This window comes from Bradyrhizobium sp., assembly GCF_036009065.1.
Classification (GTDB): domain Bacteria; phylum Pseudomonadota; class Alphaproteobacteria; order Rhizobiales; family Xanthobacteraceae; genus Bradyrhizobium.
In genome coordinates this window covers 1-24142 of the sequence record NZ_DASYMN010000344.1, presented here as the reverse complement: position 1 = coordinate 24142, position 24142 = coordinate 1, and the positions used below count along the sequence as shown (strand labels likewise).

General features: G+C 63.6%; 19 protein-coding genes and 1 pseudogene. 7 read left to right on the top strand and 13 right to left on the bottom strand.

Annotation, left to right across the window (positions count from 1 at the left end; all coding sequences use genetic code 11):
* Positions 1-271: 271 nt before the first annotated feature.
* Positions 272-1794 (bottom strand): annotated as a pseudogene (locus tag VGP39_RS21170) (UxaA family hydrolase).
* A gap of 225 nt (positions 1795-2019) precedes the next feature.
* Between VGP39_RS21170 and VGP39_RS21165 the strand changes: the two are divergent.
* Positions 2020-4860, top strand: coding sequence for a trypsin-like peptidase domain-containing protein (locus tag VGP39_RS21165; RefSeq protein WP_327570048.1), 2841 nt, complete (start codon positions 2020-2022; stop codon positions 4858-4860).
* A gap of 154 nt (positions 4861-5014) precedes the next feature.
* Here VGP39_RS21165 and VGP39_RS21160 read toward each other — a convergent pair whose 3' ends face one another.
* The 6 genes from VGP39_RS21160 to VGP39_RS21135 form a co-directional block, all read right to left on the bottom strand.
* Entirely contained in the window at positions 5015-5791 is a 777-nt protein-coding gene (locus VGP39_RS21160) for an HpcH/HpaI aldolase family protein (RefSeq protein WP_327570047.1), read from the bottom strand.
* Positions 5792-5931: 140 nt separating this feature from the next.
* Positions 5932-7017 carry a malate/lactate/ureidoglycolate dehydrogenase gene (locus VGP39_RS21155; protein WP_327570046.1) on the bottom strand — a complete coding sequence of 362 codons (1086 nt, stop codon included), beginning with the start codon at positions 7015-7017 and terminating at the stop codon, positions 5932-5934.
* 15 nt (positions 7018-7032) lie between these two features.
* A complete protein-coding gene (locus tag VGP39_RS21150) occupies positions 7033-7761 on the bottom strand; it encodes an ABC transporter ATP-binding protein (RefSeq protein ID WP_327570045.1) in 729 nt (242 codons plus the stop codon).
* Positions 7761-9542, bottom strand: coding sequence for a branched-chain amino acid ABC transporter ATP-binding protein/permease (locus VGP39_RS21145; RefSeq protein WP_327570044.1), 1782 nt, complete (start codon positions 9540-9542; stop codon positions 7761-7763). The genes VGP39_RS21150 and VGP39_RS21145 overlap by 1 nt, the downstream gene beginning before the upstream one ends.
* Complete coding sequence (locus tag VGP39_RS21140; protein ID WP_327570043.1) at positions 9539-10414, bottom strand: branched-chain amino acid ABC transporter permease; 876 nt, start codon at positions 10412-10414, stop codon at positions 9539-9541. Before VGP39_RS21140 ends, VGP39_RS21145 begins: the two co-directional genes overlap by 4 nt.
* A gap of 88 nt (positions 10415-10502) precedes the next feature.
* The gene (locus VGP39_RS21135; protein WP_327570042.1) at positions 10503-11648 is read right to left on the bottom strand and encodes an ABC transporter substrate-binding protein; all 1146 of its coding nucleotides are present in this window, start codon (positions 11646-11648) and stop codon (positions 10503-10505) included.
* Between the two features lie 365 nt (positions 11649-12013).
* Between VGP39_RS21135 and VGP39_RS21130 the strand changes: the two genes are divergently transcribed.
* The 5 genes from VGP39_RS21130 to VGP39_RS21110 all read left to right on the top strand — a co-directional run bounded on the left by VGP39_RS21130 (position 12014) and on the right by VGP39_RS21110 (position 17514).
* The gene (locus tag VGP39_RS21130; RefSeq protein WP_327570041.1) at positions 12014-12412 is read left to right on the top strand and encodes a 5-carboxymethyl-2-hydroxymuconate Delta-isomerase; all 399 of its coding nucleotides are present in this window, start codon (positions 12014-12016) and stop codon (positions 12410-12412) included.
* The gene (gene hpaE / locus VGP39_RS21125; protein WP_327570040.1) at positions 12405-13946 is read left to right on the top strand and encodes a 5-carboxymethyl-2-hydroxymuconate semialdehyde dehydrogenase; all 1542 of its coding nucleotides are present in this window, start codon (positions 12405-12407) and stop codon (positions 13944-13946) included. Before VGP39_RS21130 ends, hpaE begins: the two co-directional genes overlap by 8 nt.
* A 4-nt stretch (positions 13947-13950) precedes the next feature.
* Complete coding sequence (gene hpaD / locus VGP39_RS21120) at positions 13951-14934, top strand: 3,4-dihydroxyphenylacetate 2,3-dioxygenase (RefSeq protein WP_327570039.1); 984 nt, start codon at positions 13951-13953, stop codon at positions 14932-14934.
* Between the two features lie 8 nt (positions 14935-14942).
* Complete coding sequence (modA, locus tag VGP39_RS21115; protein ID WP_327570038.1) at positions 14943-15704, top strand: molybdate ABC transporter substrate-binding protein; 762 nt, start codon at positions 14943-14945, stop codon at positions 15702-15704.
* 184 nt (positions 15705-15888) lie between these two features.
* Positions 15889-17514, top strand: a complete 1626-nt coding sequence (locus tag VGP39_RS21110; protein WP_327570037.1) for a thiamine pyrophosphate-dependent enzyme — start codon at positions 15889-15891, stop codon at positions 17512-17514.
* Here VGP39_RS21110 and VGP39_RS21105 read toward each other — a convergent pair.
* The 6 genes from VGP39_RS21105 to VGP39_RS21080 form a co-directional block, all read right to left on the bottom strand.
* Positions 17492-18727 carry an MFS transporter gene (locus VGP39_RS21105; RefSeq protein ID WP_327570036.1) on the bottom strand — a complete coding sequence of 412 codons (1236 nt, stop codon included), beginning with the start codon at positions 18725-18727 and terminating at the stop codon, positions 17492-17494. The two genes, VGP39_RS21110 and VGP39_RS21105, sit on opposite strands and share 23 nt — an antisense overlap.
* A gap of 59 nt (positions 18728-18786) precedes the next feature.
* Positions 18787-19533, bottom strand: a complete 747-nt coding sequence (locus VGP39_RS21100) for a 2OG-Fe(II) oxygenase (RefSeq protein ID WP_327570035.1) — start codon at positions 19531-19533, stop codon at positions 18787-18789.
* A 191-nt stretch (positions 19534-19724) separates the two neighbouring features.
* On the bottom strand, positions 19725-20411 hold the full coding sequence (locus VGP39_RS21095; protein ID WP_327570034.1) for a DUF2848 domain-containing protein: 687 nt from the start codon (positions 20409-20411) through the stop codon (positions 19725-19727).
* Entirely contained in the window at positions 20404-21753 is a 1350-nt protein-coding gene (locus VGP39_RS21090; RefSeq protein WP_327570033.1) for an amidase, read from the bottom strand. The genes VGP39_RS21095 and VGP39_RS21090 overlap by 8 nt, the downstream gene beginning before the upstream one ends.
* 131 nt (positions 21754-21884) lie before the next feature.
* Complete coding sequence (locus VGP39_RS21085; protein WP_327570032.1) at positions 21885-22211, bottom strand: AtuA-related protein; 327 nt, start codon at positions 22209-22211, stop codon at positions 21885-21887.
* Complete coding sequence (locus VGP39_RS21080) at positions 22208-23545, bottom strand: acyclic terpene utilization AtuA family protein (protein WP_327570031.1); 1338 nt, start codon at positions 23543-23545, stop codon at positions 22208-22210. Before VGP39_RS21080 ends, VGP39_RS21085 begins: the two co-directional genes overlap by 4 nt.
* A 199-nt stretch (positions 23546-23744) precedes the next feature.
* Between VGP39_RS21080 and VGP39_RS21075 the strand changes: the two genes are divergently transcribed.
* On the top strand, positions 23745-24142 hold a 398-nt coding region (locus VGP39_RS21075; protein ID WP_327570049.1), incomplete at its 3' end, for a Zn-ribbon domain-containing OB-fold protein.

The window sequence follows — 24142 nt, the reverse complement described above, 5'->3', positions numbered from 1 at the left end:
CCGAGATCGATCGGACGGTCGTATTTGTAATGCGTAACGTGACGTAGTGCGACGAAGATCGACAAGGAGAGGCAACTCCAGCAGCTTTTTTAAGCAGAACACTGGAACCGGTGGGGATCAAGCACTAACAACGGGCAGGTGTTGCCTATGGGAGGTGCGGCGTTAGGCAGTTCCGTCATTGCGAGGAGCCCTTGCGACGAAGCAATCCAGTCTTCGCTGCTTCAAAAGACCGGATTGCTTCGCTTCGTCGCAATGACGAACGAGGCTCGCCCTACATCGTCGCCCCGAGCACCCATGGCGCAAACTCGGCGCCGCCGAAGTCGAAACTTTCGCTCTTGGTCGGCTGGCCCGAGGCGGTCTTCAGCATCAGCTCGAAAATGCGCTGGCCGCATTCCTGCACCGTCTCCTCGCCGTCAAGGATGGTACCGCAATTGACATCCATGTCCTCTTCCATGCGCTTGAACATCGGCGAGTTGCTCGCAAGCTTGATCGAAGGCGACGGCTTGCATCCGAACACGCTGCCGCGGCCCGTCGTGAAGCAGACGAGATTGGCGCCGCCGGCCACCTGCCCGGTCGCCGCCACCGGATCGAACCCGGCGTATCCATGAAATTGAATCCCTTTTTGGTGACGGCCTCGGCATAGGCGACCACGTCCACAAGATTGGTACTGCCTGCCTTTGCCATCGCGCCGAGAGATTTTTCCAGGATCGTGGTGAGACCCCCGGCCTTGTTGCCAGGGCTCGGATTGGAATCCATCTCGGCATTGTTGCGCTCGGTGTAATCCTCCCACCAGCGCATCAGGGCGACGAGTTTCTCGCCGACCTCGCGGCTGATCGCGCGGCGGGTCAGCAAATGTTCGGCGCCATAGGTTTCCGGCGTCTCGGACAGAATGACCGTGCCGCCGTGCCGCACCAGGATGTCGCTCGCCGCACCCAGCGCCGGATTCGCCGAGACGCCTGAATAGCCGTCCGAGCCGCCGCATTGCAACGCCACCATCAATTCGCTCGCGGCGCACGGTTCGCGCTTCACATTATTGGAGTCGGCGAGAACCTCGTGAACGAAGGCGACCGCCTTTTCCACGGTCTTGCGCGAACCGCCGACGTCCTGAATGTCGAGGGAGCGCAGGCGGCCCGCCAGCCTCTGTTCTTCGAGAAAGCCGCCGATCTGGTTCATCTCGCAACCGAGACCCAGAATAACGACATGCGAGAAGTTCACATGCCGCGCGTAGCCCCCGAGCGTGCGGCGCAGAACCGTCAGCGGCTCCAGCTGCGTCATGCCGCAGCCGGTCTTGTGCGTCAGCGCCACCACGCCATCGACGTTCGGATAGTCCGCCAGCGGATCGTGGCCGGTGAACGGATTCTTCTTGAACACGTCGGCGACCATGCCCGCCACATGGGCGCTGCAATTCACTGAGGTCAGGATACCGATGTAGTTGCGGGTGGCGACACGTCCGTCGGAACGCTTGATGCCCTGGAATGTCGCGGGCAGGTCGAAGTTCGGCGTCGGCTTCACGTCAACGCCGTAAGCGTAGTCCTTCGAGAACTCGCCCATGCCGATATTCTGCACATGGACGTGCTGGCCCGGCGCAATCGCCGTCGTTGCAAACCCGATGATCTGGCCGTAGCGCTTGACCGGCTCGCCGACGGCAAGGGACTTCACCGCCACCTTGTGACCCGCGGGAATCCGCTCAACCGTGACCACACCGTCGGCGACTGCCAGGCCGGGAGGAAGGCTTGAGCGCGCGATCACCACCCCATCGTCGGGATGCAGTCGGATGACGGGTGCCGGGCCCATGTGCGTTTCCTCGCGATTCAATTTTTAGATCGTCATGCGCGGGCTTGACCCGCCTGCGGGGCCGGGTCAAGCCCGGCAATGGCATTCCTGCTTTGTGCCTCTGATGCCGCGCGACACGCAAGCGCAAGCCGGTCGCAATGTCCCGTAGCCGACCACCGTCAGTCTACTATAGGATGATACCGGCCTGGTGGTATTAAAAAGGGATTTTCAGCACGGAGAAATAGTGTGGCTCATATTGTCGGAACCGTCCTCCCCGTTTCACCGCAAGTCGTGATTGGCCCCGATTCCGGGTTGCCGCCGACCTCGCCCAATACCTGGGCCTTCGATCTGGACCCCGGCCCACCGCCTCCGGGCGGCATCAAGTTCATCATCGTGCACCTGACGGGGCTCAGCCTTCCGGCCAACAACCGCGTCGAAATCGACCTCGGCTATGACAAGGACGTGGTCACCGCGTCTTTCGATCTTGAATTCTGGTCGCGGCCGATCGAGCTGTCGGCGTTCGCGAACGGCAAGGTCCAGATCCGTTACATCACCAATGGCGCGGCGACAGGGGGCGCCACGCTCGACCGCTTCGGCCGCGGCGAGCGGCATGATGGCGACGGCGATCCGACGTCCAACTCGAACTGCGATCCGTTCCTGCTGGACGCCAATTACGCCGAGCCGACGTTCAACACGTCGCTGTTCTGCTCCGCCCCTCCAGACTTCGAGAATGTCGAGTGCGTGACGGCGGCGGGCGACATCCGCAAGACGGTGGCGCCGAGCGTCGGCATGATCGTGCATGTCGATCGCGCGCTGGATGGCCTCACCGAGGTCCTCTCCAGTATCAGCGGAACGCTTGTCGGCACCGACCTCGTGCTGACCGCAGGCCAGGCGTTCGTGCTGACTTCGGACCAGTTTACATCCGCCTCGATCATTTTCAACTACCAGACCACCTGCGCGGGCGCGCGGCCCGGCAACTACGCAGGGCGCTTCCACAAGGTGAAGCGGATCGTGAAGCTCGGCTTCTTCGGCGCCGTCGACTACGCCCTGCTGCAGCTCAGCGTGCCCGCGGCCGGGCTCGGCATACCGCAGGTCGTGATGCGGCCCGATCTGCCGGCGGCCGGCGAGCAGATTTTCTGCATTCATCACCCCGAAGGCGCGGTCAAACGGCTGTCGGCCAAGCACGCCGCGTTCAAGACCGTCATCAGCGGCGATCTCAATGCCGTCGTCGCCGATCTCGACGTCGCGAGCGGCAGCATCGGCGCCGGATTGTTCGATGCAACCGGCAGAATCGTGGGCGTGATGAGCACGGGCACGCCATGCAATATCGCATTCTATCCGACCGCGGGCGCGCTGGCCGACATCGGCAACCCGCAGGAAGACCCGGCCGGCCGCGACGTGATGATCGTGTTCGATCGCTCGGGCAGCATGTCGCTCGATGCCGGCACGGGACGGACCAAGATCGAGGAGGCGCGCGACGCCGCTGCGCTGTTCATCCAGCTGGTGCAGAGCGACAGCGCCAGTAAGATCGGCCTTGTGACCTTCAGCACGGCGGCAAGCAACCCGGTCGATTTCGCGATTCAGCCGGTCAATGCCGCCAGCAAGCTGGTGCTGACCGGCCCGGCGCCGTTCACCGGGGGGATCGTCGGCGGCATCGTTGTCGACGGCACCACCAGCATCGGTGATGGCCTAGAAGCAGCGCGCGACCAGTTGTTTTTGTCAGACAGCAACCGGTCGATCCTGCTTTTGACCGACGGACTGCAAAATACCCCGCCCCTGATCGCGGATGTCACCGGGCTCGACGGCATCAGCATCAGCGCCGTCGGTTTCGGCGCTGCGTCGAGCCTCAACGGCGCGCTGCTCACCCAGCTTTCGGAGACCCATGGCGGCGTCTACATGCGCGCGGGCGACGGGCTCGATCTGAAGAAGTTCTTCGCACTGGCTTTCGGCAACATCTTCGCGGGCGGCGCGTTGCTCGATCCGCCGGGCCGGCTGAAGCCCCGCGACAAGGAAAGCAAGCCGATCCGCTTCAACGTCTGCGGCGAAACGACCATCACGATCGTCGTCGGCTGGGACAAGGAGGCCGCCAATCTGGCCATCACCGTAAAGACACCGGGCGGCGCGACGCTGACGCGCGCATCGCCGGGCGTCGAGCACGCCACCGGGCGTACCTGGGCGTTCCTGCGCATCAAGCTGCCGCACGGCGGCGAGCGCAATGGCGCATGGAACGTCACGGTCGGTCGCAGCGGCTTCGGCCAGGTCGGCGCGGTCGGCCCGATCGACTATTTCGTCAACGTCATCGCCGGCGGCGGGGCAAAGCTCACGCGCTGGCCTGGGCGCGACGTCTACTTTACCGGAGAGGCCATCAATCCGGTGGTGCGGCTGGCCGGCGGCAATAACAGAGGCGCCAAGGTACGCCTCACGGTCACGCGGCCTGCGGCATCCGTCGGCAGCATTCTCACCAGGGCAAGAAAGCCGCAGCCGCCGGCCGGGCAGAAAGGCGAGCCGATCCCATCGCTTCAGACGACCATGCTCGCGATCGAAAAGTCCACCCGCAAGCCGATTGTGGGCTATACCGAGCACCGCTTCGAGCTGTCCGGCGATCCGGTTCAGACCAATGTCACGGCGAGAAGCGCGGGGCTGCACGGCGCCGTGCTGACCGATTTTCTCAATGTCGAAGGTACCTACACCTTCCACGCGTTCGCGACCTACGGCAAGGGCTGCATCAGCTCACGCGAATTGCAATGGTCCGTCGAGGTTGAGGTCGGGGTCGATCAGGCGAAATCGGATGTGAAAATCACCACTGGCGCGGCGTTACCCGACAGGAAAAAGGCTGTCACCATCGTAATTGTCCCACGCGACTCCTTCGGCAACCATCTCGGTCCCGGCCGCCCCAACGCATTTACGATCGCCGGCGCGCCCGGCACGACGCTGACCGGCGCCGTGCGCGACAACGGCGATGGGTCCTACACCGTGGGAGGCGTGATCGATCCCGGGGTGCGCAAGCCCGGCGTCGTGCTGGCGCGGCCAGTGCGCTGCCTGCACAAGTCGGCGACGCGCCCGGGGGCGCGTCCGCGCAAGAGATGAACATCGTGCCCCGGACGCAGCGCAGCGCGTAGCCGTTTGCGAAGCGGTGCGCTGCAGGGCCGGGGCCCATCTTGCTTGGAAGCCAGTCGTCATGGGTCCCGGCTCTGCGGTGCACCGCCAAGAGGCGCTGCACCGCGTCCGGGACACGATGCTACTACGCCTTGCCGTTCGAATTCTTTCTTGTCTCGGCAATCTGCATCTTCGCATAGGTCGCCATCAGCCCGCTTTCGTTTGACAGCGTCACCAGCTTGAAACCCATGTTGATCGCGCGCGCGGCGCCCTCGGCGCCGCTGCAATGGATGCCGGGATAAAGCCCGCGCTTGCCACACTCCTTGATGATCTTCTCATAGATTTTGAGAATCTCCGGCTCGTCGCGGTCGAGCTTCGGCACCAAGCCGTAGGAAAAGCCGAGATCGGACGGACCGATATAAACCCCGTTGATGCCCTGAACGTCGAGAATCGATTCCATGTTCTCGACCGCCGTCCTGGTCTCCATCATCGGCAGCAGCACGATCTCGTCATTCGCCGTTTGCTGATAAGTGCCGGCCGAACCATACATGCCGGAACGGATCGGGCCGTTCGAGCGGGTGCCACGCGGCGGATATTTGCTGTAGGCGACGAGGTTTTCGCATTCCTCCTTGGTGTTGATCATCGGGCAGATCACGCCATAGGCGCCGCCGTCCAGCACCTTGCCGACAATGCCTGGCTCGTTCCACGGCACGCGGACCATCGGCGTCACCGGATGGGCGTGCATCGCCTGGAAGCATTGCACCATCGACTGGTAGTCCTGCACGCCGTGCTGCATATCGACGGTGACGCTGTCGAAGCCACATTGCGCGATCACTTCGGCGGAGAAGCCCGACGGTATTGCGAGCCACGCGTTCACCACCGCCTTGCCTGACGCCCAGGCTTCCTTCACTTTATTGGCCATTATTGTTTTCTCCCCATTGTTCGTTTTGTTTGTCGTCATTGCCGGGCTTGACCCGGCAATCCATCCTCTTCGAAAGACCCTTCACGAAGATCGATGGATACGCGGGTCAAGCCCGCGCATGACGGCTGGCAGCGACGGCGTTACGCCGTCGCCTGTTGTATGCTAACCTCGCTCACCCCGACCTCGCGGGCGGTGGCCACAATCGCAGCCCAGGTGTCATCCGGCAAGGGCACGCCGTTTGCGGTGCGCTCAGTGCGCATTTTTCGTTCGGGATCCCCGGGGATCAGCACGGCGTCGACGCCGGACATCGGCTTGGTCGCCCGGATAAAGTCGGAATAGCGCGAGATTTCGCTGTCGAAGAAGCTGCTGGCGTCGATCACCTTGGGATCGACATAGAAGGCAAGCATGCCGTTGGCGAAACGCCGGTCCGGCGCGGTCGCGCCCGTCCCGGTCAGCGCGCCACCGAGCAATTCGCAGATGAAAGCGAGGCCCGAGCCCTTGTGCTCGCCAAAGGCGCGGATCGCGCCTGTACCCTTGGTGTGGTCGCGCGGCCCGTCTTTGGCATGCGGCCCGTAGAGCACCGCGGGATCCTCGCTCAGCGTGCCGTCGTGATCCACCAGCGCACCCTTCGGCAATTTCTTGCCGCCGCGGCTTGCGACCAGCACCTTGCCCTCGGCCACGATCGAAGTGGCAAAATCCAGCACGATCGGATCCTGCCCCTGGCGCGGGATGCCGACGCAATACGGCGCGGTCGACAGCCGTTTCTGCACGCCGCCATAGGGCGCGACCAGCAGCGAGCCGGCGGCGTTGACGAAATGTATCGACACCAGCCCTTCGGCAGCGGCCATTTCCGCCCAGTCGCCGACGCGGCCGATGTGGCCGGCATTGCGCAGCGCCACCGCGGCCAGCCCCGACGCCTTGCATTTCTCGATGCCGATCTTCACCGCCTGCGGCGTGACCGTCTGTCCATAGCCGAACTTGCCATCGATCACCGCCAGCGAAGGCGTGTCGACCAGGACTTCGACCGTCTGGTCCGGAACGACCGAGCCCATCTTCTTCCACCTGATATAGACCGGCACCCGGATCACGCCGTGGCTGTCGTGCCCGGTGAGATTGGCGGTGGTTAGATACGTCGCGATGCGCCTGGCTTCTGCGGACGAGGACTCCGAATGGGCAAACACTTGCGCAACAAAGTCGATGAGCTTTTCAACTTGTATCGTGACCATGATCAGTCATTCACCTCAGGCGCTTGCTTTGGCATGACCGCCGAGATAGGCGGCGCGGATCGCTTCATTGCCCCATAGCTCATCCGGCTTGCCATGGAGCACGATGCGGCCGGTTTCCAGCACATAGCCGTGGTCGGCCACCGAAAGTCCCATGCGCGCGTTCTGCTCGACAAGCAAGACCGTGGTGTTGCGCCGAATCTCCGAAATGATGCGGAACACCGCCTGCACGATCACGGGCGCGAGGCCGAGTGACGGCTCGTCCAGCAAGAGCAGCCGCGGCTTGGCCATCAGGCCGCGCGCGACCGCGACCATCTGCAGCTGTCCGCCCGATAGGGTCCAGCCCAGCGCGTTGGAAAATGAACGGATATCCGGAAACAGGTCGAACATGGCGTCGGCTTCGCGAGACAATTCCGAGGTGGCAACGCGGCGATTCGACGCGCCGAGCATGATGTTTTCCTTGACCGTCAGCCCCGGGAAAACCCGCCGCCCCTCCGGCACGTGCGAGATGCCGAGCCGGACAATGGCTTCGGGGCCGAGCCCCGCGATCGAGCGGCCGTCGAACAGGATGTCGCCCGCGGCGGGCTTTGCCAGGCCGGAGATTGCGCGCAACGTGGTCGACTTGCCGGCGCCGTTGGCACCGAGCAGCGTCACCACCTGCCCCTCGTCGACACTGACGGATACGCCGCGCAGCGCTTCGATCTCGCCATAGCGCACGATCAGGTCGTTGATCTGCAGCAGCGCCATTATTCGGTCCCGAGATAGGCGGAGACGACATCGGGGTGGCGCAGCACCGCCATGGATTCGCCGTCCGCGATGCGGCGTCCGAAATTGAGCACGGTGATGTGCTGGGCGGCTTCGGAGACCAGCGTCATGTCATGGTCGATGATCAGGATGGTCAGGCCTTGCGCCGCGATGCGTTTCAGCAGCTCATGCAATTCCATCTTCTCGCTGGAATTCAGACCGGCCGCGGGTTCGTCCAGCAGCAGCAACGTCGGATTGGCGGCGAGCGCACGCGCGATCTCGATCAGGCGCTGGTGGCCATAGGAAAAGCTCGAGATCAATTCGTTGGACCGTGCCCCAAGCCCGACAAAGGTCAGCGCCGACATCGCGCGCTGGTTGAGCGCGTCGTCGCCGCCTTCCCCGATCAAATTATTGCCGGGCCGCTCGGCACCGATCACGACATTCTCCAGCGCCGTCATCGAGCGGAACAGCCGGATATTCTGGAACGTCCGACCCAGTCCAGCGGCCGTGCGCAGATGCGGCGGCATGTCGGTCACGTCGGTGCCGTCGAGGATCACCTTGCCGGCGGTGGCCTTGTAGAGGCCGGAGAGCACGTTGAGCGTGGTGGTCTTGCCGGAGCCGTTCGGTCCGATCAGCGCATGAACGCTGCCGCGCTTGACCGCGATATCGACATCGTCGACGGCCTTGAGGCCGCCGAAATATTTGGAGAGGCCCCTGACCTCGAGCACGATGTCGCCGCCGACGGTTGCGGGCACCAGCTGCAGCGCGGGACCCGCGGCATGCACCTTGGCCTTGGCGCGCCAGCGCTCGGTCGCGACGTTCACAAATCCCCAGATGCCGTCGGGCATGTAGCGGATGATGAGGATGACGGAGAGGCCGTAGATTGCCAGATACAGGCCCGGCACGCTTTTCAGGAACCGCAGCCATTCCGGAATCAGGATCAGCAGCCCCGTGCCGATGGCCGAGCCGATCGGCGACGCAACGCCACCGAGCAACGACATGGTGAGGAAGACGATCGATTCGGCGAACGAGAACTGATCCGGGCTGACATAGGCAAACCCGCCCGCAAACAGCCCACCGGCGAGGCCACCCAGTACGGCGCTGAGCGCAAAAGCGTAAATTTTCGTGCGGAACACGTCGATGCCGGCGACACCGGCGGCAAGCTCGTTGTCGCGCACCGCGCGCATGGCGCGGCCCAGCCGCGTGTCCGGCAGATGCCAGACGAAATAGCCGACCAGCGCCAGCATGGCGACGCAGAACGCGAGATAGGATTGCGAGTCCTGGAACAAATCCGGGCGGCCGATCCTGGGTACGCCGTCCGGACCATGGGTGAGCCAGATAGCGTTGATCATCACCAGCGTGACGATCTGCTGAAACGAGATCGTCACCATCGCGAGATAGTGGCCACCGAGGCGCAGGGTCGACATTCCCAGCAGCGCGCCGGCCAATAGCGCCATCACGCATCCGGCGGCAAGACACAGCCAGTAGCTTAAGTTGTAGTCCGAGGTTCCGATGCCGACGGCGTAGGCGCCGAAGCCGAAGAACGCCGCCTGCGCCAGGTTGATCTGGCCGCACAGGCCGAGCACGACGGAGAGACCGAACACCGCGATGGCAAAGGTCGTCGCCTGCATCAGGATGTTGAGGATGTAGCCGTCGAACCGCATCGTGGCGGCCAGCGCGACCAGGATCGCGGCGCCGATGAAATACGGCAGATGCCGCAGCAGCAGCGGTTTGGAATGCACGACAGGCGCCGTGATCGGCATGTTGTCGGACGGCGCGCTCATGCTTTCTCCGCGACGCGTTCGCCGAAGATGCCCTGCGGCCGGAACACCAGAAACGCCACCAGCACCAGGAACGCGAAGGCGTCCTTGTAGGGTACCGAGATATACGCCGCGCCAAACGTCTCGATGACGCCGAGCGACAGCCCGCCGATGATCGCGCCGGTAACGTCACCGAAGCCGCCGATGATGGTGGCGGCGAAGGCCTTCAGCGCGATGGTCGAGCCCATCTGGATCGAGACGAACAGCACCGGCGCCACCAGGATGCCGGCAAGGCCGCCGAGCACCGCTGAGTAGATAAAAGTGATCATGATCATGGTGGAGACGGAGATGCCGAGCAGCGAGGCCATCTCCTTGTCCTGCGAGGTCGCCTGCAACTTCTTGCCGAGCATGGTGCGCTCGAAGAACCAGTAATTGAAGATCACCAGCACGATGGTCACCGCGATGATCAGGAGATACTGGCTGTCGAGATACACCGGACCGAGCTGGATGCCCGGCGTTTCGAACCAGCCCTCAAGCACCTGCGGCTGCGGGCCGTAAATCGCCAGCACCGAATTGGCCAGCAGGATCGAGGCGCCGATGGTCGCGATGATCACGGGCAAAAACGTGCGGTGGCGCAGCGGGTAGTATACCCCGAGGTTGAAGATCGCGCCCAGCAGCGCCATGCCGGCCAGCGCGATCAGGAACGACAGCCAGTACGGCCAGCCGAGATCGACGGCGAACACCACCATCAGATAGGCGGCGACCATGGAGAATTCGCCTTGCGCGAAATTCACCACATTGGTGGCGCGGAAGATCAGCACGAAGCCGAGCGCGACCAGCGCATAGACGGCGCCGATGCCGATACCGGTGAAAAGCAATTGAAGAGCAAGATCCATTAAAGCGCTCGGTGGGAGAGGCTAGCCCGCGAATTGCACATCAGACGCAAATCGGCCCCCTCGCAAGGCGAGAGGGCCGATCAGGCGATCAATCGTTGAAATCGATGTGCTTGTCGTAGACGATCGTCCCCTTCTCGTTTCTGACGACGTTGTAGCCGTGCAGCCCGTCGCCATTCTGGTCGAAATTATATTCGCCCTCCGCGCCTGGATACTTCTTGATCGCCAGAATAGCTTCGCGGATTTTCGCAGGCTCGGTGGTACCGGCCTTGTTGATCGCCATCGCCAGGATGGTGACGGCGTCATAGGGCCAAGCGCTTTGGTTATCGGGGGCGGTCTTGTAGGTGTCGCGATAAAGCTTGCCGAAGGCTTTCGAAGCCTCAGAGGAATCTTCCGCATAATCCGCCACGCCGTAGGTACCGAACAGCGCGGGACCGGCGAGCTTGGTCGACGATACCGCGACCACCGAAGGCGAGCCCACCCAGGGAATGCTGACGCCGAGCTGCCGCAACTGCCGGGCGAAAATACCGAGATCGTTTTCGAAGGTGAAATAGGTGCCGAGCACATCGGCGCCGGATTGCTTCACCGCCAGCACGACGGGCGTGAAATCCTGGCTCTGGTTGGCATAGCCCTGATCGAGCACCGGCGGCGCGCCGAGCTTGGTCAATGCGTCCGACAGCGCCTTGCCTCCCGCGGTGCCGAATGCATCTGTGGAATGGACGATTGCCCATTTTTTCTTGCCGAGCGTGTTGACGCCGAAGTCCGCGATGACGCGGCCCGAATAGCTGTCGTTCGGGCGGAAGCGGAACAACCATTGGTTTCCCATATGGGTCAGGTCCGGATTGGTGCCGCCGATCATCACCGGCTTGCCGAGCTTGAGCACATCGGGCGCCATCGCCATCACCTGGGTCGAGCGGATCGAGCCGAGGAACGCAACAATATCCGGCTGCGCGGCCAGTTTCGAAAACGCCAGCACGATGCCCGGATTGGTGGTCTGGTCGTCCTCGATAATCAGTTCGACCTGCTTGCCGAGTACACCGCCGGCCTTGTTGACCGCCGCGAGCGCGAGCTTGGCGCCGTTTTGCGCCCAGAGGCCCTGCTCGGCTGCGGGTCCCGTCACCGGCACGCACATGCCGATCTTGATGGTCGCTGCTTGCGCCTTCGCGCTGCCGATGACGTAGGGGGCGGTAATACCAACGGCCAAGCCAGCCGCAAAATCGCGTCGCGTAAGTGTCATTAATCCTCCCTGAGGCCGGGCTCTTTGTCGGCCTTCTTGATTGCAGTCCGCGCCTTGCGCAAAACCGTGTGCGTATCTACGGACTCTCTCGGCGAGAGTAAATTGATATCGCGACGATTTCGGTTATTGGCATAAACGTCTCGCACCAGGCGCAGACCGACCTAGCCAATCACCGCCGCGCAAACAGGCTTTATTCGGCTGCTTTGCGCTATTGACGCGCGCGATTTCCTGCTCAAACAATAAGCATACGCGAGCTATGCATCCAATTCGCATCACCATGCAAATTTGCCGCTCGCCCGTGCTGCCGTGCGTTCGTGATCGAGCGGGGGCGGGAATCACGGAACGAAAATGGGAGTGAACGGAACATGCCGCATTTCACCATCGAATATTCCGCCAATCTCGAGCCGTGCGTCGATATGCAGGCCGTAGTCGAGGTGGTGCGCAAGGCCGCGGTCGAGACCGGCATCTTCCCGCTCGGCGGCGTCCGTGTCCGCGCCATCCGTTGCGAGCACTCCGCCATCGCCGACGGCAGCGCGCATTTCGGCTTTCTCGACATGGTGCTGCGGCTCGGCGCAGGCCGCGACTTGGCGACACGCAAAAAGGCCGGCGAGCATATCTTCAAGGTACTGTCGGCCTATCTCGACCCGGTGTTCGCGGAAAGCAAATTCGCGCTGTCGTTCGACATGCAGATCAACGACAGGGAGACCAGCTGGAAACGCAACAATATCCACGAGGCGTTGAAAGCGGAGCCGGCGCATGGATAAGGTCACGCCGAAAGCGGCCGATGCGTTCCTGGCCAATCGCGACCGTGCCGCGCCGCTGCTGGCCAAACTGAAGGCCGATGGCATCGGACATATCATCGACGGCAAGGTGGTGCCGTCGATTTCAGGCGAAACGTTCGAGACGAAATCGCCGGTCGATGGCTCGGTGCTGGCGTCGGTCGCGCGCGGCAACGCGGAAGACATCGACCGCGCCGCGACTTCGGCCGCGCAAGCCTTCAAGGCCTGGCGCGACATGTCCGCGGCCATGCGAAAAAAGCTGCTGCATCGCGTCGCCGACGCCATCGAAGCCCGCGCCGACGATATCGCGGTGCTGGAATGCGTCGATACCGGCCAGGCGCACCGCTTCATGGCCAAGGCCGCGATCCGCGCCGCGGAAAACTTCCGCTTCTTCGCCGACAAGTGCGCGGACGCCCGCGACGGCCTCAACATGCCCAGCGACGAGCACTGGAACGTGTCGACCCGGGTGCCGATCGGCCCGGTCGGTGTGATCACACCGTGGAATACGCCGTTCATGCTCTCGACCTGGAAGATCGCGCCGGCGCTGGCGGCCGGCTGCACCGTTGTGCACAAGCCGGCGGAATGGTCGCCGGTCACCGCCGATCTGCTGTCGCGCCTCGTGAAAGACGCCGGCGTTCCCGATGGCGTGCTCAACACCGTGCACGGGTTTGGCGAGGAAGCGGGCAAGGCGCTGACCGAACATCGCGCGATCAAGGCGATCGGTTTTGTCGGCGAAAGCGCGACGGGATCGGCGATCATGGCGCAGGGCGCGCCGACGCTGAAACGCGTGCATTTCGAACTCGGCGGCAAGAACCCGGTGATCGTGTTCGATGACGCGGATCTGGACCGCGCGCTCGACGCCGTCGTGTTCATGATCTACTCGCTCAATGGCGAGCGCTGCACGTCGTCAAGCCGGCTGCTCGTTCAGCAAGCCATCGCGGAAAAGTTCATCGAAAGGCTGACGGCGCGGGTCAAGGCGTTGAAGGTCGGACACCCCCTTGATCCCGCAACCGAGATCGGACCGCTGATCCACGAACGGCATCTCGCAAAAGTCTGCTCGTATTTCGAGATCGCGCGCAAGGACGGCGCCACCATCGCCGTCGGCGGCAAGCCGCATGCCGGTCCCGGCGGCGGGCATTACGTGCAGCCGACGCTGGTCACCGGGGCGCGCGCCGACATGCGGGTCGCTCAGGAGGAAGTGTTCGGTCCTTTCCTCACGGTGATTCCGTTCAAGGACGAAGCCGAGGCCATCGCAACCGCCAACGGCGTGCAGTACGGCCTCACCGGCTATGTCTGGACCGGCGACATGGGCCGGGCGCTGCGCGTTGCGGATGCGCTGGAAGCCGGCATGATCTGGCTCAATTCCGAAAACGTCCGGCATCTGCCCACCCCCTTCGGCGGCATGAAATCCTCCGGCATCGGCCGCGACGGCGGCGATTATTCATTCGACTTCTACATGGAAACCAAGCACGTCTCGCTCGCGCGGGGAACGCACAAGATTCAAAGGCTGGGGATATAACTTAATGCCCGTCCCGACCCACATCTTCGATCCGCCGTTCAACATCATCAGGTCGAGCCACGCCGTGCTCGACGTGACCAACCTCGAGACCAGCCGCACGTTCTACGAAAACATCATCGGGCTTCACGTCGAGGACCACGACGACGGCACGGTCTACCTGCGCGGCAGCGAGGAACACCAGCATCACTCGCTGGTGCTGCGCAAAGCGGTGGTCCCGGGATGCGCGCGGCTCGGCTTCAAGGTCGGCAACGAGAGCGACCTCGACAAGGCCGGCGCGTTCTTTGCCGAGAACGGCATTACCTACAGTTTCGTCGAACGTCCCTTCCAGGGCCGCACGCTGCAATTCACCGATCCGTTCGGCTTCGGAATCGAACTCTACGCCTCGATGGAACGGCGCCCGCATCTGCTGCGCCGCTACGATCTCTACAAGGGCTGCCACCCGCAGCGGCTCGACCACTTTAATGTGTTCGCCGCCGAGGTGCAGGACACCGTGGATTTCTACGCGCGGCTCGGATTCCGCCTCACCGAATATGGCGAGGAGGACGGCCCGGGCGGCCGCATCGCCGCCGCCTGGATGCATCGCAAGGGCAACGTGCACGACTTTGCGATCACCAACGGCAAGGGGCCGCGCCTGCACCACTTTGCCTATTGGGTGCCGACCGCGATGAACATCCTGCATCTGTGCGACGTGATGGCGTCGAGCGGCTTTTTGAAGAACATCGAGCGCGGCCCCGGCCGCCACGGCATCTCCAATGCATTCTTTCTCTACGTCAGGGATCCCGACGGCCACAGGCTCGAGCTCTACACCAGCGATTATTTCACGATGGACCACGACCACGAACCGATGCGCTGGTCACTCAAAGACCCGCGGCGGCAGACGCTGTGGGGCGCCCCGGCGCCGCGCTCATGGTTCGAGCAGGGCTCGCCGTTTCCGGGCCAGGCGATCCGCGAGCCGTTGTTTACCGCCGATGTGACGATTGCGGATTAGGAGATGCCATGAAAAAGCCTTTGCTCACTGCTGCCGCCTCACTATTCGGACTGGTGTTTGTCATGTCGCCGATAGCCCACCTTCAGGCCGCCGAACTCAAAGTCCTGGCCGGCGGCTCCATGACCGGGCCGTTGAACGAACTCGCTTCCCAATTCGAACGCGGCTCCGGCCATAAGCTCGTCATTCACTTCGATTCCACACCCAACCTGATCAAGCTGGCGACGTCCGCGCCATTCGATATCGGTGTCGTTCCCGTCGATGTTTTCAAGAACGCCGAAGCGAAGGCCCGCTTCGTCCCCGGGCCGACCACGGATATCGCCCGAGTCGGCTACGGGGTCGCGGTACGCGCGGGTGCGCCCAAGCCCGACGTCAGCACGCCGGACGCTTTGAAAAAGACGCTGCTCGACGCGGCGTCCATCGCCTACCTGCCGGCAAGTGCGGCCGGCGCCTATGTTTCGAGCGTGTTCGAGCGTCTCGGTATCGGCGAGGCGATGAAACCAAAAACCAAACCGCAGACGGCTACGGCAGATATCGCCAAGGCCGTTGCCAAAGGCGATGCCGAGCTTGGCGTGTTCCTGATCAACGTGCTGATGGCCCCGGGTGTCGAAATAGCCGGGCCGTTTCCCGCCGAACTGCAGAACGATCTGGTGTTCACGGCAGCCAGCGCCGCAGATACAAAGGAAGCGGAGGCCGCCAAGGCCTTTATCGCCTATCTGAAGACGCCGGCTGCTGTCGCGGTGATCAAGGCCAAGGGGATGGAGCCGGGCTGAACAACGCCGAGAAGCGAAGCGAAAGGCATCGGCGTATTGCGCAACGGCGCAATCGACGAGGTTTAGCCGTCATGGCCGGGCTTTGCCCCGGCCATCCACGTCTTTCTCGCAGCAAGTCTATTAAGACGTGGATGCCCGGGACAAGCCCGGGCAGGACGGAAGAAACAAAAGATCGGAATCTATAATGGCAGCAGCTACGGGCGGCGAAGCGATCGTCAATGGCTTGGTCGCGCACGGCGTCGACACCGTGTTCGGATTGCCGGGCGCGCAGATCTACGGCCTGTTCGACGCATTCCAGCAGGCGCAGCTAAAGGTGATCGGCGCGCGCCACGAGCAGGCCTGCGGCTACATGGCCTATGGCTATGCGCGCTCCACCGGCAGACCCGGCGTGTTCAGCGTGGTGCCCGGTCCCGGCGTGCTCAACGCAGGTGCGGCGCTGCTCACCGCATACGGCGCCAACGAGCCGGTGCTGTGCCTGACCGGTCAGGTACCGACGCAATTCCTCGGCAAGGGCCGCGGCCATCTGCACGAGATGCCGGACCAGCTTGCGACGCTGCGTTCGTTCGTGAAGTGGGCCGACCGCATCGAATATCCCGACGCCGCGCCGCCACTGGTGTCGCGCGCGTTCCAGGAAATGCTGTCGGGCCGCCGCGGCCCGGTCGCGCTGGAAATGCCATGGGACGTGTTTACGCAACGCGCCGATGTCGGCGTCTCAATACCGTTCGATCTGCTCGCGCCGCCGCTGCCGGACACCGACCGCATCAGGGATGCCGCAGCCCTGGTCGCGGCGAGCAAGTCACCGATGATCTTTGTCGGCTCGGGCGCCATTCACGCGGCCGGCGAAATCCTCGAGCTTGCCGAACTGATCGACGCGCCGGTCGTGGCATTCCGCAGCGGGCGCGGCATCGTCAGCAACGCGCACGAACTCGGCCTCACCATGGCTGCGGCGTATCGGCTGTGGCCGAACACCGATCTGATGATCGGCATCGGCACGCGGATGGAACTGGCGACGATGTCGCGCTGGCCGTTCCGCCCCGAGGGCCTGAAATGCATCCGCATCGATATCGATGCGTCGGAAATGCGCCGTTACACTCCTGACGTCGCCGTTATCGCCGATGCGCAAGCCGGCACCCGCGAATTGCTCGCGGCGGTGCGCAGGCGCGGATACGCAAGACAAAAGGATCGCCGCGCCGCGATCCGCGAGGCCGCGGCCGCGGCGCTGAAACAGATTCAGACGATCCAGCCACAGATGGCTTACTTGAATATCCTGCGCGAGGTGCTGCCTGACAACGCCATCGTCACCGACGAACTGTCGCAGGTCGGATTTGCGTCGTGGTACGGCTTTCCGGTCTACCAGCCGCGCACGTTCATCACGTCGGGCTATCAGGGCACTTTGGGTTCGGGTTTTCCGACCGCGCTCGGCGCCAAGGTCGCGCATCCGGACCGACCGGTGGTGGCGATCACCGGCGACGGCGGTTTCATGTTCGGCGTGCAGGAACTCGCGACCGCCGTGCAGTTCAACATCACCGTGGTGACGCTGGTGTTCAACAATAATTCCTACGGCAATGTGCGGCGCGACCAGATCGAGCGTTTCGATGGCCGCGTCGTGGCATCCGACCTGGTCAATCCGGATTTCGTCAGATTAGCCGAATCCTTCGGCGTCGGTGCCGCACGCGTAACCTCGCCGGATGGATTCCGCGCCGCGTTGGAAAAGGCGCTCGCACATGGTGGCCCGTATCTGATCGACATCGAGGTGCCCACCGGCTCCGAAGCCAGCCCGTGGCCGTTCATTCACACGGCGAAGCCTTAAGCCGCAGCCTCCCCGCCGCGAGCACCAACAGCCCCGCGCCAGCGACCGCCCAGCACGCTACCGGCGCCCAGTGCAGCAGCGGCGCGTAGTCCGGCAGTTTCTGCAAGCCCCCGGCAACCGCGGCCATTCGCGCGAAGGTCGCGAGCGCCAGCGCCGAAAATACCAGCCCGACCACCTTGCCTTCGGCGCCGGTCTCGCCGATCGCCAGCGCCGCCGAGACCGCGCTCATCAGCATGCAGCCCCAGGCAGCGCCGGCCAGGAATTGCGCTGCTATCAGCATGTTGAGGCTGCCTGCCATCTCCGCGCCGACCACCGCGATCGCCCCGAGCAACCCGGCCGCGCCCATCACGAACAGTCCGCCGCGATGTTTTACGACCACGCTGGCGGGGAACATCGCGATATTGAATCCGATCCAGAACACCGGCAGCAGCCATTCGAGATCGGCGGGTTTTGCGAAGCGCAGAAAGAACGGCGCGCTGTTGATGGAAGAATGCAGTTGAAAGCCCAGCGCCAGAATCACCATCGCGGCGATGAAGGCCACCGGCACCTTGCCGAGCGGCTTTGTGGGCGGAGGTTGTTTTGCGTCCATTAGCGGAGTCTGCGCCAGGCCACGCTCGACCTTCGACAGCGCCAATGCCGTGATCAGCAACACCACGCTGGAAATGATAAATGGCAGCCGCGGGTCCTGATTGCGCAAGGTGACGCCGAGATAGGGCGACACCGCGCCGGCGACGCCGTAGCCCAGCATCGCTAGCGCCGAGAGAAACGGGATCTGTGGCGTCGCAGCGTATTTGCCGAGCAGCGTCAGCGGCGGCGCCCGCAGCGCCGACGAGGTTACCGACCAGATCACGATCAATGCGATGAAGATGGCTTGAGAGTTGGGCCCGGTTTCGGCGATGAAGGGCAGCGCGATGAAGGCGGCGCATGACAACGCCGTCAACGAGGCCACGAACACGCCGAGCCGGCCGACGATCGGCGCGATTTTGTCGGCGAAAATTCCCATCGCGGTGTCGGTGATGGTGAAAATCGCCTGATCGAGCATTAGGATCAGGATCACCGCGGTGGGCGCGATGCCGACCTGCGCCGCCAGCCGTGGCAAATAGATCACATAAACGGTCCAGCCCAGCGTGAACACCAGTTGCAGGATCGCAAGATAAACCCCGGTGCTGGTACTTGCTCCAGCGCGCGGACTCGCCGCCTCCACGTCGCCCATATCGTGCCCCTCCCGTTGCCGAGCATAGACCGGACGAGCCTTGCAGGGAAAGCGGGGCGCTACTTCGCGTCGTGAAAGATCACGCCCGCGGTATGGCGTTTGCCCGAGCGGATGCGGCTGACGCCATGGCGCAGGTTGACGCGGTAGAACCCGCGGCTGCCCTGCACCGGGCGGTGATGTACCGCAAACACCACCGCGTCGCCCTGGCGCAGCGGCACCACCTCGGGACGCGACTGCATCCGCGGCCGCTGCTCGGTCAGCACGAATTCGCCTCCGGTGAAATCGCGCCCCGGCTCCGACAGCAGGACCGCCACCTGCAGCGGAAACACATGTTCGCCATAGAGGTCCTGATGCAGGCAATTGTAGTCGTCTTCGCCGTATTGCAGCAGCAGCGGGGTGGGGCGGGTCTGGCCGGCGGCGCGGCAGCGTTCCAGAAAGGCTTCGTGCGTGTCCGGATAGCGAATCTCGATGCCCATCGACTCGTTCCAGCGATTGGCAACGCTTTGAAGCTGCCCGTACAGCGCCGGACGCAACTCGGCGATCACGTTCGGCAGCGGATAGGAAAAATATTTGTACTCGCCGCGCCCAAAACCATGGCGTCCCATGACGATGCGGCTGCGGAAGTGAGCGTCATCGGGATAGAGTGCCGCGAGCGCGGCGCATTGCTGTGGCGTGAGCAATTGTTCAATCACCGCGCTGCCTTGCTCGTCGAGCGCGGCGCTGATGTGCGCCCGATCGATCGCATCGACGCGCGTGGCGATGGCGGTGGGTGCGGGGCGGGAGATGGTTTTTGCGGCGGATTTCATGACCGCAAATCTGGCAGATCGGAGGATTTCAGGCCACCCGATTTCCGTCTCAACGAGTCGTCCCCGCGAAGGCGGGGACCCATACGCCGTGTCGCCTATGTTCCGGCAGCGCTAGTATCCCCGTTGCTCTGCAGCGCCTCTCCACGAACGCCAGGGGTTATGGGTCCCCGCCTTCGCGGGGACGACAAACTTCACCCCAGCACCGGCAGTTCGATCACATCATAGCCATGCCCGATGCTGCGCTTCAGAACCGGGTCTTCGAGTTCGAATTCGAACCGGCTGGCGGGACGGATGCCACCTATCGCCGCAAACGTACCGCCGAACATCGCGCAGCCGTCGGGCAGCCGTGCGCCACCGAACCCGCGCTGGATCAGCTCTCCGACCGGAAGCATGGCATCCAGCGTGCCTTCCTGGTAGAGCACCCGCGCGCCGTCGATCCATGCAAACGAGCGCAGGATCATCGCATCCCAGTGACCGGCGACGTCCTCAAGTTCCCACAGCACCGGCGCGATCGGTTTGTCGCACACCTGCTTGGAAACGGTAACGCTGTAGCTCTCGACCTTGCGGTCGGTGTGATCGGAGCCGACGCCGACGAAGATGCGGCCTTGCCAGCCGATCAGGACGAACTCGACCTCGCCGCTGGTCTCGCTGCCGCTGACTTCGATGCTGTCAGCCGCGGTCAGCCGCCGCGCCGCGACGCGATAATAGATCGGCGTCGAGGCCGGCCGCGCGACCCCGATCGCCTCGAGCTCGGCGATGTGCTTGTCGCGCGCAACGGGATCGCGTCCGGTCCAGCCTGCGATGACGGCGCGATCGATCGGCAGCGTCAGCGGGGTCGTGGTGTCCTGGGCGTCGATGGTGAATGCAAGATCAAACACGGATCACTCCCTCCATTGCGACCGCCAGTTCAAAGATGCGGCGGTCCGATCCGCCGGATGCGGCGAGCATCAACCCGACCGGCACCTCACCATCGCGATGGATCGGCAGCGAAATCCCGCAGCCGTCGATCATGTTAATCAAGGTGCAATTGCGCAGCGACAGCAGGTTGGCCTTGGTGAACGCCTGATCGTCCTTCATATCGGCGATCCGCGGCGGCGCATTGGCGGTGGTCGGCAGTACCAGCGCATCATAGGGCGCGAGGCGCGCCGTCGCGCGCGCGACCAGCGATTTTCGCGCATTGATGAGATCGATGTAGTCCGCAGCACTCTGGCTTTCGCCGCGCAGGATCCGGCTGGCCACCCGCGGATCGTAGATGTCGCCCTTGGCCACGATCAGATAGCGATGCCAGGCGTAGCTTTCCGCCGCTGCAAAGCCGCCCTTGGCGCTCATCGGCGCAACGTCCAAAAATTCCGGCACCGCGATGCGCTCGATCAACGCGCCCTCGCGCGCGAGTTTTTCCAGCGCGCGCTCGAAGGTTTTTGCGACCGCATCTTCGAGATCATCCAAAGCCACCGTATTCGGCACCGCCAGCCGCATGCCCTTGATCGGCCGCGGCTGCAGCGGCGTCACCTGCTCATTGGCGAGAAAAGCATCGAGCACCGCGCAGCACGCCACGGTGCGTGCGATCGGTCCGATGCTATCCAGCGTGAACGACAGCGGCACCGCGCCGTCGAGCGGCACGCGGCGCTGCGTCGGCTTGAAGCCGACGATCCCGTTATAGGCCGCCGGGATCCGGCACGAGCCGCCGGTGTCGGTACCTAAGGCGCCATGCGCCATTCCGTCGACCACAGACACCGCCGCGCCCGATGACGAACCACCCGGCACGTGCCCGGCGCCGCGCTGCCACGCGCCTCTTGGCGTGCCGTAATGCGGATTGATTCCGATGCCGGAATAGGCGAATTCGGTCATGTTGGTGCGGCCGATCACCACAAAACCGGCGCGCCGCAGCCGCGCCACTACAGGCGCGTCGGCAGTTGCCGGCGGCGAATCCTGCAATGCGCGGGAGCCGGCCCGAGTCACTTGGCCTTTGATGTCGAACAGATCCTTGATCGAGATGGGTATGCCGGCGAATGGCGACGGCGCGGCCCCAACCTCGCGCAGCCGGTCCATCGCTTCCGCCGCCTCGATCGCCGCTTCCGCGTTGACATGAATGAAAGCCCGCTCGCCCTCGCCGTCCTCATCGGCGATCTTGCCCAGGCATTCATCGACCAGCGCACGCGCCGTGGTACGGCCGGCGTCAAGATCGGCGGCGAGGGACGCGAGGGTCGGGGTGTCAGGCATCAGATTTTCTCAATAGCACGGCAGGGTTTTCGTCATTGCGAGCGAAGCGAAGCAATCCAGTGTGGCGAGCACAGACTGGATTGCTTCGGTCGCTTCGCTCCTCGCAATGACGGGTATTTTCACTCAGGATGTCAACTCCGCTCCGGCGCATCCTCAATTTCCAATTCCAGCAGCGCCGAACTCAGCGACTTGCCGTGCGCGTCGAGCGCGAGCGACCGCGTCACCCCGCCGCCGAGCGCCTGCGTCATGACGAAATTCAGCGCGGCGATGTTTGGCAGCTCATAGCGCACCACCTCGCCTTCGACCACGCCGGCGAAATGCGCCTTTACGCGTTCGCTGGTGACCTGCGCCTCTAGCAGCGGATAGTGCTTTGCGTCATAGGCGATCACCGAAATATTCGACGTGTTGCCCTTGTCGCCGGTGCGGGAATGGGCGATGTCGCGCAGTTTTACCATCATGCCTCCACGAAACGAACGGAGGGTTTCGCCAGATCGCGCGGCAGCAGCACCGACGCGACCGCGACTACATCGCGTGCCGACTTGGTCGCGCCGCCGCCGGCTGCGGGGCCATTGGTGAACAGCGTCTCGACCTCGTTGCCGATCCGCACCGCCTCGCGCAGGCTTTCGGTGCGTCCGGCGACGCGGACGCGGACCTCGTAGGGCTCGTTCGCGGCCGCGGAGACATCCTTGCCATGCAGCGAGTCGACACCGATCAGGTCAAATCGTAACTCGCTGCTCTGTACGCCGGTGAGCAGCAAGCGCTCGCGGACGATCTCCAGCGCCAGCCGTCCCCGCGCCAGCGCGCCGGGGCCGGCATAGGAAATCTGACCCTCGCCGATATAGCTGTCGACATAACCGACCGAGACTTTCAGCGTATCGGTCCTTTTGGTGCCGCGCCCGCCGCTGATCCGAACGCGATCCGGCGCGATCTCTTCGACCTCCACTTGCGAAAAATCCGCGACGACATCGGGCTGCAGATACCTCGTTGGGTCATGCACCTCGTAGAGCAACTGCTCCTTGCAGGTTTGCGCAGTTACAGCGCCACCGGAGCCTTTGACCTTGGTGATGACAAGCGAACCGTCCTCGCCGATTTCGCCGATGGGAAATCCGAGCCGCGCCAGACCTGCGATATCCTTGTAGCCGGGGTCCGCAAAATACCCGCCGGTGATTTGCCCCGCGCATTCCAGCAGGTGGCCGGCGACGGTGCCCTGCCCCAGCAGGTTCCAGTCGTCCATCTTCCAGCCGAAGGCGTGGATCATCGGCGCTAGAAACAGCGCCGGGTCCGAAGCGCGTCCGGTGATCACGACATCGGCGCCGCCGCCCAAGGCTTCCGCCATCGGCTCCGCGCCCAGATAGGCATTGGCCGATAACAGACGATTGCCAAGCTGTTTGATGGTGCCGTCGAATTCCATGATGGGCAGATCGCCGTCCTTGCAGGCATCCAACACGTCGTCACCGATCACGGCGGCGATCTTGAGCGATAGCCCCAGCGACTTCGCAATCTCGGCCGTCCTGCGCGCCGCCGCATGCGGATTGGCCGCACCCATATTGGTGACGATCTTGATGCCTTTAGAAGCGCACACCGGCAGCACCGCGCGCATCCGTTCCTCCAACAGCGGATCGTAACCGCCGTCCGGATTTTTCATCCGCGCCTGCTGCGCCAGCGCCACGGTGCGCTCGCCGAGGCATTCGAACACCAGATAATCGATGCCGCCTTTTTCGGCGAGTTCGACCGCCGGCTCGATCCGGTCGCCGGAATAGCCGGCGCCGGATCCTATTCTGATGCTGCGCAAGGCGTTCTCTCCGTCGTCGCTATGATCCGTAGGGTGGGCAAAGGCGCACCTTCGCGCCGTGCCACCATCAAGCTTTGCAGAAAGGTGGTGGGCACGGCGCTACGCGCCTTTGCCCACCCTACAGGATTGGCCCGTTGACGCCGGAGTGTCAATGTCGCATCAAGAACGCAACAAAAGCCGTCAGGGAGCGAATACCACCATGGCCGAGCCGCAGCGCGCGCGACCGAAACCGACGCCGGAAACCCGGCATTTCTGGGATGGCACGCAGGCGGGTGAACTTCGCCTGCAGCGCTGCGAGGCCTGTACCAACGTTTATTTCCCGCCGCGGCCGTTTTGCCCCGCATGCGCGTCGCGCAAGGTCAGCGTATTCAAGGCCAGCGGCAAGGCTAAACTGTATAGCTACGTGATCCATCACCGTCCGGTGCCCGGCTTTACGCCGCCTTATTCAATTGCCGTGGTCGAGCTCGACGAAGGCCCGCGCATGATGACCAACGTCGTCGATTGCCCGCAGACGCCGGAGGCGCTCGAACTCGACATGCGGCTGGAGGTGAAATTCGAAAAGCTCGACGACGCCATCACCCTTGCCTTGTTCCGTCC